The following is a 12,200-nucleotide window of genomic DNA, read 5'->3' on the forward strand; positions in this document are numbered from 1 at the left end:
GGCCCCGGCCGTTGCGTGTACGGTTCTGGTGACCCTGCCGCGCGACGGCCGGCAGGCCACCGAACCCGCACCGGCGGGATATCCGGAACTGCATGTACGTGGGGACTCTGTCCTTCGATCTGCTCCTCGGCGACGTCCACTCGCTGAAGGAGAAACGCTCTGTCGTCCGGCCCATCGTGGCCGAGCTCCAACGCAAGTTTTCCGTGAGCGCGGCTGAAGTGGGCGACCAGGATCTGCACCGCCGGACCCGCATAGGGGTCGCGCTGGTGGCTGGGGACGCGGGGTTCCTCTCGGACGTACTGGACCGCTGCGAGCGGCTGGTCGCGGCACGTCCGGAAGTGGAACTGCTGTCGGTGCGACGGCGCATCCACGGTGATGAAGACTGACTTATAGCTTGTTTGCAAGAAAGACGAAGGAGACGGACCAGTGGCCGACAATGCGCGGGCGAAGAAGCTGGCGGACCTCATCCGGGAGGTGGTGGCCGAGAAGCTGCAGCGTGGTGTCAAGGACCCCCGCCTCGGTACGCACGTGACCATCACGGACACCCGGGTCACCGGTGATCTGCGGGAGGCCACGGTCTTCTACACGGTCTACGGGGACGACGAGGACCGGGCCAGCGCGGCAGCGGGCCTGGAGAGCGCCAAGGGCGTACTGCGCTCCGCGGTCGGCCGGGCGGCGGGGACGAAGTTCACCCCCACCCTGACCTTCATCGCGGACGCCCTCCCGGAGAACGCCAAGACGATCGAGGAACTCCTCAACAAGGCGCGAGCCTCCGACGCCCAGGTACGCGAGGTCTCCTCCGGCGCGAAGTACGCCGGCGAGGCCGACCCGTACAAGAAGCCCGATGAGGACGCCGACGACTCCGACGAGGACGCAGCCGCGGAATGAGCACCAACGCAGGGAAGACGCCGGACGGCCTGGTCATCGTCGACAAGCCGTCCGGCTTCACTTCGCACGACGTGGTCGCCAAGATGCGCGGGATCGCCAAGACCCGCCGCGTCGGCCACGCCGGCACGCTCGACCCGATGGCGACGGGTGTCCTCGTCCTCGGTGTCGAGAAGGCCACCAAGCTCCTCGGCCACCTCGCGCTGACGGAGAAGGAGTACCTCGGGACGATCCGTCTCGGGCAGTACACCGTCACGGACGACGCCGAAGGCGAGATCACCTCGTCGGTGGACGCCGCCGGCGTCACCCGCGAGGCCGTCGACGCCGGTATCGCCAAGCTGACCGGCGAGATCATGCAGGTGCCGTCCAAGGTCAGCGCCATCAAGATCAAGGGCGTGCGCTCCTACAAGCGCGCGCGGGACGGCGAGGACTTCGAGATCCCGGCCCGGCCGGTGACCGTCTCGTCGTTCCAGGTGTACGACATGCGCGAGGCGCAGGCCGAGGACGGCACCAAGGTCGTCGACCTCGTCGTCTCCGTCGTCTGCTCCAGCGGTACGTACATCCGCGCCCTCGCCCGTGACCTGGGCGCCGACCTGGGCGTCGGCGGGCACCTGACCGCGCTGCGGCGCACGCGGGTCGGACCGTACAAGATCGACCGGGCACGCACCCTGGACCAGCTCCAGGAGGAGCTGACCGTCATGCCGATCGGTGAGGCGGCCGCCGCCGCGTTCCCGCGCTGGGACCTGGACTCCCGGCGGGCCTCGCTGCTCGCCAACGGGGTGCGGATCGACATGCCGGACGAGTACCAGGAGGGCCGGACGGTCGCCGTCTACGGGCCGCAGGGACAGCTGCTCGGACTCGTCGAGAGCAAGGGCGGCAAGGCGAAGTCGCTCGCGGTCTTCGTCTGACCGTGGTGCTTTGGTTTCTTTGACGTGGAGCGGTGAGCGCACAGGGACTGCCGCTCACCGCTCCACGACCCCCCTCGGGTAGGTCTTTATCCACCCGGAGCCCCGTATTCACCCGTCCGGGCAGGCGCTCGGAGTGAACCGAGGGAGCGTAGGGGGGCGCTTTCGCGTCGCGTGCTCTTCCCGCTGATCTTCACTTGGCTGCCGTCATGAGAACAGGCCGCGCGGCGGGGGAGTGGTGCGGCGATGAAGGACGAGGTCACGGGTGGTGCGGGCGGCTTCGCCCACGGGCCTCGACCCCGCCGGGCACCACGGGTCTCGTCGGGATCCGTGATCCGGCCGGACGGCCGCGCGGGGCCGCCTTCGTTGCCGACGACCGGGGGACGGTGATCACCAGCCACGAGGCCGTCGGCGGAGGCGGCGGGGCCGCTCGGGCCGGCCGCCCGGCGTACCGTGGAGACGCTCCGGCCGCCGCCCCGGACATCACCTGACGCGGGGCGGCGGCCGGGGCCGGATGCCGATGCGGGGCCCTGGCCACGGGCATGGCAGTCTTAGACCTGCAAGAGGCAATCAGTAGAGGGTCTACACGGGTTCGGGCGAGGAGCGGTCACAGTGCAGCGCTGGCGTGGCTTGGAGGACATCCCCCAGGACTGGGGACGCAGCGTCGTCACCATCGGCTCCTACGACGGTGTGCACCGGGGACATCAGCTGATCATCGGACGAGCCGTGGCCAAGGCCCGTGAGCTCGGCATCCCCTCGGTCGTCGTCACCTTCAGCCCGCACCCGAGCGAGGTCGTGCGGCCCGGCAGCCACCCGCCGATCCTGGCCCCCTACGACCGGCGTGCCGAACTGATGGCGGGTCTCGGGGTCGACGCGCTGCTGATCCTGCCCTTCACACCGGAGTTCTCGCAGCTGTCCCCGGCCGACTTCATCGTGAAGGTGCTGGTCGACAAGCTGCACGCGCGCGCCGTCATCGAGGGACCGAACTTCCGCTTCGGCCACAGGGCCGCCGGAAACGTCGACTTCCTGAGCGAGCTGGGCGCGACGTACGACTACGAGGTCGAGGTCGTGGACCTGGTGGAGCGCGGCGAGGCGGGCGGCGGCGTGCCGTTCTCCTCCACGCTCGCGCGCAAGCTCGTCGCCGAGGGCGACATGGAGGGCGCCGCCGAGATCCTCGGCCGCCCGCACCGGGTCGAGGGCATCGTGGTGCGCGGAGCGCAGCGCGGACGCGAGCTCGGCTATCCGACGGCGAACGTCGAGACGGCGCCGCACACAGCGATCCCGGCGGACGGGGTGTACGCGGGCTGGCTGACGGCCGACGGCGAGCGGATGCCGGCGGCGATCTCGGTCGGCACGAACGTGCAGTTCGACGCCACCGAGCGGACCGTGGAGGCGTACGCGATCGACCGGGTCGGCCTGGACCTGTACGGGAAGCACGTGGCCGTCGACTTCCTCGCGTACGTGCGGGGGATGGCGAAGTTCGAGTCGCTGGACGGGCTGCTGGAGGCCATCGCGGACGACGTGAAGCGGGCGCGGGTGCTGACCGACGTCTACGACGCCGGGCGCTGAGCGCGGCCGGGGACGACTGAGGGCCCGTACCGTCCTGGGGACGGTACGGGCCCTTCGCGCGTCTCGGCCGTCTCAGCCGAGGCGGGGGTCGCGCGGGGGGTGGCCGGGCTGCTGCGGCGGTTGCTGCGGCTGCGGCTGCTGCCAGGGCTGGCCGGGCTGCGGATAGGGCTGGCCGTAGGGCTGCTGGGGCTGGGGCTGGGGCGGCTGCTGGTACGGCCCCTGGGGGTGCTGGGGCTGGTGCGGGTGCTGCTGGGGCTGCTGTGCCTGCTGAGGGCCGCCCCAGTGGGCCTGCGCGGCCTGCTGCTGTGCGCGTGAGAAGTCCTCGGCGACCAGCGCGGAGAGGGTGAAGTACGCCTCCCGGGTCTTGGGCCGCATCAGGTCGAGGTCCACCTCGGCGCCGGCCGCGAGGTGCTCGTCGAACGGCACCACGACGACTCCGCGGCAGCGGGTCTCGAAGTGCTGCACGATGTCCTCGACCTTGATCATCTTGCTGGTCTCGCGGACCCCGGAGATGACGGTGAGGGAGCGGGAGACGAGATCGGCGTACCCGTGGGCGGAGAGCCAGTCGAGCGTGGTGCTCGCGCTGCTGGCGCCGTCCACGGACGGGGTCGAGATGATGATCAGCTGATCGGCCAGGTCCAGGACGCCGCGCATGGCGGAGTAGAGGAGACCGGTGCCCGAGTCGGTGAGGATGATCGGGTACTGGCGGCCGAGCGTCTCGATGACGCGGCGGTAGTCCTCGTCGTTGAAGGTCGTCGAGACGGCCGGGTCCACGTCGTTGGCGATGATCTCCAGGCCGGAGGGCGCCTGCGAGGTGAACCGGCGGATGTCCATGTACGAGTGCAGGTACGGAATCGCCTGGACCAGGTCCCGGATCGTCGCACCGGTCTCGCGGCGGACACGTCGACCGAGGGTTCCGGCGTCGGGGTTCGCGTCGATCGCCAGGATCTTGTCCTGACGCTCCGTGGCGAGGGTGGCGCCGAGGGCGGTGGTCGTCGTGGTCTTGCCGACGCCGCCCTTGAGGCTGATGACGGCGATGCGGTAGCAGGACATCACCGGGGTGCGGATGAGCTCCAGCTTGCGCTGGCGATCGGCCTCGGCGGCCTTGCCGCCGAAGCGGAAGCCGGAGGAGCGGGTCGGCTTGGGCTTCTGCTTGGCGCGCAGCAGACGGTCGGAAGACAGCTCGACGGCGGCGGTGTAACCGAGCGGGGCCCCGCCGTTGCCCTGGCCGGGCTGCTGGTACGGGCCCTGCGGCTGCGGCTGCGGCGGCTGCTGCTGGTGGGCTCCGGTGGGCCACTGGGGCGGCGGTGCCTGCTGCTGACCCGAGGGCGGGAAGCCGTAGCCCTGCGGCTGCGGCTGGCCGGCGGGCGGGAACCCGTAGCCCTCCTGGGGCGGTTGCGGCTGCTGGCCGGCGGGCGGGAAGCCGTACCCCTGCTGGGGCTGCGGAGGCTGGGCCTGCTGTCCGGCCGGCGGGAAGCCGTAGCCCTGCGGCGCCTCGGAGGACGGGAACGTGGGCGGCAGCGGCGGCAGTTCACCGGGTCCCCCGAACGGGGTCTCCCCGGCGGGCCGCGGGGCATCCGCAGGGATGAGCGGCGGGGAGTACGGCCCGGCTGCGGCCGGACCCTGGTCGGCCGGCGCGGGCGGCCACACGGCGCCGGGCACCGGCACGGGCGTCCCCTCGGGCGGAGTCGTGGTCCGGCCCGCCCCGGCGGCGGGATCTGCGTACGGCCCGGGCGTCTCGGCGGGGGCCGGGACGGCCTCGACGGCGGGGGCCGGAGGCGCCGCCTCCGCGGGCGCCGGAGCGGTGTACGGCGCGGGCGTCTCGGCCGGGGCCGGGGCCGGGGCCGGGGCCGGGAACGGCTCGGGCGCGGGAGCCGCTGCCTCGGCCGCAGCCGCAGCCGCAGCCGCAGCCGGTGCCGTCAACGGCGCGGGCGTCTCGGCGGGGGCCGGGACGGGCGTGGGCGCGGGAGCCGTGAACGCGGCGGGCGCTTCGGTGTGGGCCTCGGCCGCGGCCGGTGCCGCTCCCTCGGCCTGCGCCTGCGCCGGGAGGGGCGCCGGTGCCGGAGCCGTGAACGGGGCGGGTGCCTCTGCCTGGGCCGGGGACGGCGCGGCCGCCTCGGCCTGGAACGGAGCCGGGAACGGTGCGGGCGCCTCGGCCTGCGCCGGGAAGGGCGTGGGCGTCCGCGCCGGAGTCGTGAACCCGGCGGGCGCCTCGATCCGCGCGGGCGCCGGGAACGCCGCCGGCGTCTGCGCCGAGAGCGGCGCCGGGGCGTCCGGGGTCTCGGACGCGGACGCGGGCGCGGCCTCGGCCGGGGTGCGCGGCGCCGACGGGGCGATCCGCATCGTCGGCGGCGAGGTCACGTCCGACGGACGGTGGGGCTCGAAACCGCTGCCCTCGGGAAGCCCCGGCACGGCCGGGGCCGACGGCGCGCCCTGGGTGTACCAGGCCGGCGGGGTGTAGTCGATGGTGAACTCGCCCGTCACATCGGGCTCCGCGTCGGACTGATCGTCCGTCGGGACGTCCCACGTCCCGCCGCGCCTCTCGTTCCGATCGCCGCTCACTGGTCCTCCTGGTCTGTCGAACACTGGTCAGGCGCCCACCTCGACGCCGCGCCCACGCTCAGCCTAATGGCGCCCCGGCGTCAAAGCCCGCGAGGTCGCGCCCCCACACCCTGCCTACAGGCCACCCGGCCCCTGAGCAACCGTCACCGCGCACGCTCGCGCGGCGGTCGGACTCAGTCGATGCGCCGGGCCCCGCCCAGCAGGCCCGTCTCCGCTTCCGTCGCCTGCGTCATCACGTACGTCCGGTCCCGTGGCGTGCACCACAGCGTGACCCCGTCGCCCAGCGTCGGCAGCGACTCCACCGCCGCCCGGGGCAGCCGCATCAGTACGCCGATCCGCTCCGCCTCGTCCGGAGACACCCGCTGCACCCCGACGAGCGAGGAGTTCTGCAGCAGCCGGGGCGCCGCCGGGCTCAGGTACGGCAGCAGGGTCAGCACCGACTGCCACGGCCCCGCCACCACGCGCCCGCGCGGCGGCCGCATTCCGCAGTCCCGGATCACCAGCACGGGGCTTCCCGCCGAGGCGCCCTGCGGCGGAACCCGGCCCACCTCGTGCAGGGTCACGCACTGCTGCCCGCCGCCGGCCGCCTGGGCCAGCCCGGACCACACCTGCCCGCGCCCGGTCTCCACCGCCACGCGGGCCCCCGTGGCCGCCGTCCGCAGCGCCAGCACCTGCGCCGTCCACAGGCCGCCGATCAGGGTGACCTCGTACGGGGTGGGCCGGTTCACGCCCAGCACCGCGGACTGCCCCTCGGCGTCCACGCCGATGACGACCCCGTCGTCGCCCACGGGCAGCGCCAGCAGGTCCAGTTCCGCCGCCGGGACCACGTGCCGCTCCCGGCGCGGGCCGATCAGCCCGAACCCGCCCCGCAGCGAAGCCCGTGCGGAACCCCGCGCAGCACCTCGCGTCCCCCTGCTCATCGCGCCCCTCCCAACGGCAGCGAGGCCAGCAGCCCCGGCACCTGTTCCCGGTCGAGCCGCACCAGCCCGGTCTTCACGCCCCGCGCCGTCCGCTCCAGCTCGCGCCGGGCCGCCACGAGTTCCTCGTCGCTGCGCCCGGTCACCCGTACGTGCCCGGTCAGTGTCACGCCCTGCCGTTCGGCCGGAGCCATCGTCAGGCTGAAGTTGGTCGCCAGCGTCGGCAGCGAGGTCAGCAGCGCCACGAACTGCGGCAGCGCCGCCCCGGCGCCGCCCAACTGCGGCCAGCGGCCTATCCAGTACGTGGTGTGCCGCCGGTCGTCGCAGCGCCAGGTCCGCGGGGTCTCCTCCGTACGCCGTCCCGTGCTCGACGACCGCCCCGCCTGGGTGATCGCCATGGGGTTCGCGCACGAGGAGGTCGCCAGCGCCGCCGTCAGCTCCTGCTCGGTCAGCACGGTGGCCCGGAAACCGGCCCCGGCCAGCCGGCTCGCCAGCTGGTCCGCCGCCCGCACCACGCAGCGCTGCGCCCCCGCCAGCCCGCCGCCGCGGGCGGTGACCGCCTCCGGGCAGAGCTCGGGGTCGAGCTTGAGGGCGATCCACGTCAGCCGCACCGCCGGCGTGCCCGTCCGGGCCTGGAGCGGGGCGTAGTTGCGCGTCGCCATCGACTGGGCCGGCAGGTGCGGGGCCGGGGCGGGCTGCGTGTGCTGGACGAGCTGCGCCGACTCCAGCCGGATCCCGTCCACTTCGAGGATGTCCCGTACGACGGACAGGGGCAGCGGTCGCGCCGCCCGGTCCGGCCGCAGGGCGGTGGCGTCCATGTCCACCTGGACCACCGCGGTCAGGAAGGTTCCGTCGCCGATCATGCCGACCGGCCGCCGCTCACGGTCGCTGAAGGTCAGGGTCCGCAGCGCCGGATCGGCCTCGACCAGCGGCGCGAGCCCCGGCTCGGTCCCGGCGGGCACGGCGAAGGACGCGGCCCGGCGGCGCCGGGCGCGCAGCGCGAGCGCCCCGCCGATCCACTCGGGCAGGGAGCGCTGGTGGCGGCGTACGACCGCGAGGACCACCAGGATCAGCGCCAGCACGCCGGCGGGAACCAGCAGCAGCGGTTCCACCACCCACGCCACCAGCAGCGCGGCGGCCGCGAGCTGGAGGAGTACGAGCTGTTGCAATCGGAACGGGCCGAAGCGGCCCGGGCTCGACCTCGGATGCGGCGTCACTCCGCCGCGTACGGGTGCGGCCGCGGCCGCCTGCGGCTCCGTCGCGGTGGCCCTCACTCGCGCACCTTCCCTTTCCGGGGGCGGACCCGGCGAGCCCCGGCGCCGTACGGCGACAGCCGCCCGGCCACGGAAACTCCCCCATCCACCCCAACAAGCCCTGATTACCCCGGTCCGGAAGACGCTGAGCGGCCGTCCCAGCCTACCCGGCCCCTGCCTACCCTCCGTCAAGAGGCATAGTAGGTCCCCGGTCCGACAACCAAGGCCCGGGGAGCGGCCCCAGCGACCGGGCCGTGCGGGGAGAAGCAGGCGGTCATGGCATCACGACGTGATGAGCTCAACGCGTACACCTTTGCGAAGCGGCGCACGGTGGCAGCGTTCCTTCAGCCCTCCGCCACGGGCACCGAGGAGGGGGCGCCCAAACCGCTGCGCGCCGTCCTGCCCGGACTGGTCATCGGCGCGCTCGTGCTCGCGGGCTTCGGGGCCTGGGGCATGTTCAAGCCGCAGGCGCCCAAGGGCTGGGCCGAACCGGGAGCCAAGGTCCTCGTCGGCAAGGACTCGACGACCCGGTACGTGGTCCTGTCGACGAAGGTGAACGGCAAGGACCAGACCCGGCTGCACCCGGTGCTGAACCTGGCCTCCGCCCGACTTCTGCTCGATCCCCAGAAGTTCAAGGTCGTCCAGGTCCAGGACAAGGTGCTCGACGCGGGCAAGCCCCCGCGCGGCCCCATCATCGGCATCCCCTACGCCCCCGACCGGCTCCCCGCCAAGGCGGACGCGGGGAAGGCCAAGCGCTGGGCCGTCTGCCAGCAGCCCGGCGGCAACGGCCGCGGCGTGCAGAGCGCCGCCTTCGTCCTCGCCGACCGCGAGGCGGGGCTGCTGGACGACGCCCGCAAGGCCACCGACACCCAGGTGCTGTACGTCCAGAGCACGGGCGCCGGCAAGGAGCGCTTCCTCGTCGACTCGGCCGGTACGAAGTACAAGTTCCCCGAGGGCACACCGGAGTCGGGAACCCTCACCACGGCCCTCGTCGGCACCGGGGCCACCCCCCAGCCGGTCACCGAGCAGTGGCTGGCCACCCTCAACTCCGGCGACAACCTCGGCTTCCCGCAACTGCCCGGCACGCCCGCGGCGAACGCCAACGTGCAGGGCCTGGTCACCGCCGACAACAAGGTCGGTACGGTGCTGACGGCCCAGACCGGCTCGGGCACGCAGTACTACGTCGTCCTGCCCGGCCGGGTGGCCCCGGTCTCGGAGTTCGTCGCCTGGCTGCTGATCTCCTCGCCCGCCACCGACAGCCTCAACATGCACGGCAAGGCCCGCGAGGTCGACCTCCAGTCCCTGAACCCGGACGCCACCCCCTTCAAGGACGAGGTCAAGTGGCCGCGCAAGCGCGGCGCCCAGCTCAACCGCGTCGCGGGCGGCCCCGGCGCCGCACAGGGCGGCGAACAGCGCGACACCGTGTGCAACGTGCTGCGTTCCGTCGACGGGCAGGGCAACCAGACGCTGAGCACCTGGGCCGGCACCGGTTTCCCCATCGACATCACCGCCAGCGGCACCAGCTCCTACGTCACCCCCGGCTCGGGCCTGCTCTACACCCAGGTCCAGGGCCGGCAGACCACCGCCGGCGGATCACTGTTCCTGGTCACCGACACCGGCCTGCGGTACGCCGTACAGGCCAACGGCGACAGCGACGCCGAGCAGTCGAAGATCGGGGCCGCCCCGCAGCAGGGGCAGGGCGCCGGGGACGGCCGGCCCGAGGCCAGCCAGGCGCAGATCCGGCTCGGCTACCGCGACGTGGTCCCGGTCATGGTGCCCATCGCGTGGTCGGAGTTCCTCTCCAAGGGGCCGCGCCTGGACACCAACTCCGCGCGCCAGCCGCAGGGTTCATGAGGAGGCCGCCGCCGATGCCGCACAACTCCCGCACGACGGCCGGGCCCGCCCGCGCGGCCCTGCTCGGCGCCGCGTTCGGCCTCACCGCGCTCAGCGGGCTCACGGGGCTCTGCGGCGCCGCGCAGGCCGCCGCCGCGCCGCGGTCCCCGGCGCCGGGGACCTCGTACGGCTTCGCCCTCGACGGCGCCGGCGAGTGCACCTTCCCCATGAAGAAACAGATCGCCGACCGCCCCTGGGCCCTCCAGCGGCTCCTCCTCGACGCCCTGTGGGCCCGTACCAAGGGCAAGGACCCCGCAGGCAAGAGCGTCCGCGTCGCCGTCATCGACACCGGTGTGGACCGCGCCAACCCCCAGCTGAGCGGCGCCCTGGACATCGGCGCGGGCAAGGACTTCGTCGACGCGAAGGGCGGCGACGGTACGAACGACACCGTCGGGCACGGCACCAAGGTCGCGGGGCTGATCGCCGCCCGCCCCCAGGAGGGCACCGGCTTCGTCGGCCTGGCCCCCGACGCCACCATCATCCCCATCCGGCAGAACGACGGGCAGGGCAACGGCAACGCCGGCACCCTGAGCCAGGCGATCGACCACGCGGTGTCCAAGGGCGCCCAGGTCATCAACATCTCGCAGGACACCGCCGTGCCGCTCAGCGCCGACTCCGACCTGGGCAAGTCCGTGCGGCGGGCCCTGGACGCGAAGGTCGTGGTCATCGCCTCGGCGGGCAACGACGGCATGAACGGCGAGAAGCGCAAGACCTACCCGGCCGCCTTCCCCGGCGTCCTCGCCGTGGCCTCCTCCGACCGCAACAACGAGCGGGCCGCCTTCTCCCAGCCCGGCGACTTCATCGGGGTCGCGGCCCCCGGCGTCGACATGGTCTCGACCGTCCCGGGCTTCGGCCAGTGCATCGACAACGGGACCAGCTTCTCCGCCCCCTACGTCGCCGGTCTCGCCGCCCTGCTGCGCGCCGAGCACCCGGACTGGTCCCCGCAGGAGATCGTCTGGCAGATCCAGAACACCGCCGAACGCGCGGTCAACGGCCGTGACGACTACGTCGGTTGGGGCGTCGTCGACCCGGTGCGCGCCGTCACCCAGGACCAGGAGCGCCCGAAGGCCCCCGTACCGGATCCCGGCGCGCCCCCGGCCGCCGCGCCGCAGGCGGCGGAGCTGACGCTGTCCGAGACGGCTCAGGAGCGCGAGGAACGGCTCGGCACGTACGCTCTCGGGATCGGGGGCGTGCTCATCGCCGTCATCGCCGCGACGGCGGTCGTCGTCCGGGACACCCGGAACCGCAGACGCCGTTTGCAGTGAACGGTCACGGTTCATCAACGGAAGCGGCGGACCGGTGTTGGGCCGGTCAACTGAACTGACTAGAGTGACAGCAGGCTTCACGACTGTGATCGGGGGATCGCGTGAAGCGGAGGGGGATCTCCTGGGCGCGTGGCTCGAAACCGTGCCCGGAAAATCCGCTCCGCCGCGCAATCCACCGGTTCTGCCGGGGAATTGAGAAGTGAGGAGCTTCGGATGACGAACAATTTCGGACTTGCGGACGATCCGGTCGTCAAGGCGGCCAACAGGATCTCCGAGACGGCCAACGCCGTCACCAGCCAGGCCCGCGAGCTGGCCGACATCCTGGCCACCGTCAGCGCGGGCTGGACGGGTGTGGGTGCCGGCGGATTCACGAAGGCCCAGTCGGACCTCAACGTGGACCACGACGAGATCCGCCGCCTGCTCGGGGTGCTGCACAACGCGGTGTCGCAGACGAAGAACCTGAGCAACGCCCAGGACGAGGACGTCCGCGCGGCGTTCCGCACGATCAACGCCGGCAACGGCGCGGGCGCCGGAAACCAGTCCGGCCTCAACAACATCTGAGCCAGGCGTCGTTCCGAGCCATCCCCAGCGCGAAGGAGAAGACCATGTCGGGAAATGACGGCAACACTCGGGTCCGGTACGAAACCGTCCAGCAGATGGCGGACCGCATCCGGGTCGTGTCGAAGAACATCCTCAAGGACCTGGACGAGATGGAACAGGCCGTGAAGGTGGTCACCGACACCTGGGACGGTGAGGCGCACCGCGAGTACCTCACGCTCCAGACGAAGTACAAGCGGACCGCCGACCACATGCAGAAGCAGCTGGAGCAGGTCGCCCAGCTCATCGAGCGCGGCAAGGGTGACTACCGTGCCACCGACGTGAAGGCCTCGCGCCTGTTCACCGAGGCCTACTGAGTCTCGTACGCGGTGACGCGAAGGGGGCGCGCCCATG

Annotated in this window: 11 protein-coding genes; 8 read left to right on the forward strand and 3 right to left on the reverse strand. The window is 72.8% G+C overall.

What is annotated here, in order from left to right; all coding sequences use genetic code 11:
* Positions 1-92: 92 nt before the first annotated feature.
* The 4 genes from ACWDYJ_RS04785 (at position 93) to ACWDYJ_RS04800 (ending at position 3,359) form a co-directional block, all read left to right on the forward strand.
* Positions 93-386 carry a DUF503 domain-containing protein gene (locus ACWDYJ_RS04785; protein WP_451564014.1) on the forward strand — a complete coding sequence of 98 codons (294 nt, stop codon included), beginning with the start codon at positions 93-95 and terminating at the stop codon, positions 384-386.
* Positions 387-426: 40 nt separating this feature from the next.
* Entirely contained in the window at positions 427-888 is a 462-nt protein-coding gene (gene rbfA / locus ACWDYJ_RS04790; RefSeq protein WP_451564015.1) for a 30S ribosome-binding factor RbfA, read from the forward strand.
* Complete coding sequence (gene truB / locus ACWDYJ_RS04795) at positions 885-1,793, forward strand: tRNA pseudouridine(55) synthase TruB (protein WP_451564016.1); 909 nt, start codon at positions 885-887, stop codon at positions 1,791-1,793. Before rbfA ends, truB begins: the two co-directional genes overlap by 4 nt.
* Before the next feature lie 609 nt (positions 1,794-2,402).
* Positions 2,403-3,359 carry a bifunctional riboflavin kinase/FAD synthetase gene (locus ACWDYJ_RS04800; protein ID WP_451564017.1) on the forward strand — a complete coding sequence of 319 codons (957 nt, stop codon included), beginning with the start codon at positions 2,403-2,405 and terminating at the stop codon, positions 3,357-3,359.
* Between the two features lie 72 nt (positions 3,360-3,431).
* Here ACWDYJ_RS04800 and ACWDYJ_RS04805 read toward each other — a convergent pair whose 3' ends face one another.
* From ACWDYJ_RS04805 to eccE, 3 genes are all read right to left on the reverse strand, one after another.
* Positions 3,432-5,921 (reverse strand): SCO5717 family growth-regulating ATPase, encoded by a 2,490-nt coding sequence (locus ACWDYJ_RS04805; protein ID WP_451564018.1) that lies wholly within the window; start codon positions 5,919-5,921, stop codon positions 3,432-3,434.
* Positions 5,922-6,094: 173 nt separating this feature from the next.
* Positions 6,095-6,841 carry a hypothetical protein gene (locus ACWDYJ_RS04810; RefSeq protein ID WP_451564019.1) on the reverse strand — a complete coding sequence of 249 codons (747 nt, stop codon included), beginning with the start codon at positions 6,839-6,841 and terminating at the stop codon, positions 6,095-6,097.
* Complete coding sequence (gene eccE, locus ACWDYJ_RS04815) at positions 6,838-8,112, reverse strand: type VII secretion protein EccE (RefSeq protein ID WP_451564020.1); 1,275 nt, start codon at positions 8,110-8,112, stop codon at positions 6,838-6,840. Before eccE ends, ACWDYJ_RS04810 begins: the two co-directional genes overlap by 4 nt.
* Positions 8,113-8,367: 255 nt before the next feature.
* On the opposite strand from eccE, the gene eccB reads away from it, so the two are divergent.
* The 4 genes from eccB to ACWDYJ_RS04835 all read left to right on the forward strand — a co-directional run bounded on the left by eccB (position 8,368) and on the right by ACWDYJ_RS04835 (position 12,163).
* Positions 8,368-9,945 (forward strand): type VII secretion protein EccB, encoded by a 1,578-nt coding sequence (gene eccB / locus ACWDYJ_RS04820; RefSeq protein WP_451564021.1) that lies wholly within the window; start codon positions 8,368-8,370, stop codon positions 9,943-9,945.
* Positions 9,946-9,959: 14 nt separating this feature from the next.
* On the forward strand, positions 9,960-11,249 hold the full coding sequence (gene mycP / locus ACWDYJ_RS04825; RefSeq protein WP_451564022.1) for a type VII secretion-associated serine protease mycosin: 1,290 nt from the start codon (positions 9,960-9,962) through the stop codon (positions 11,247-11,249).
* A 213-nt stretch (positions 11,250-11,462) separates the two neighbouring features.
* A complete protein-coding gene (locus ACWDYJ_RS04830; RefSeq protein WP_451564023.1) occupies positions 11,463-11,810 on the forward strand; it encodes a hypothetical protein in 348 nt (115 codons plus the stop codon).
* Between the two features lie 44 nt (positions 11,811-11,854).
* Positions 11,855-12,163 (forward strand): WXG100 family type VII secretion target, encoded by a 309-nt coding sequence (locus ACWDYJ_RS04835; protein ID WP_451564024.1) that lies wholly within the window; start codon positions 11,855-11,857, stop codon positions 12,161-12,163.
* Positions 12,164-12,200 lie beyond the last annotated feature (37 nt).

The sequence above is a fragment of the Streptomyces sp. NPDC003042 genome, from assembly GCF_053591315.1.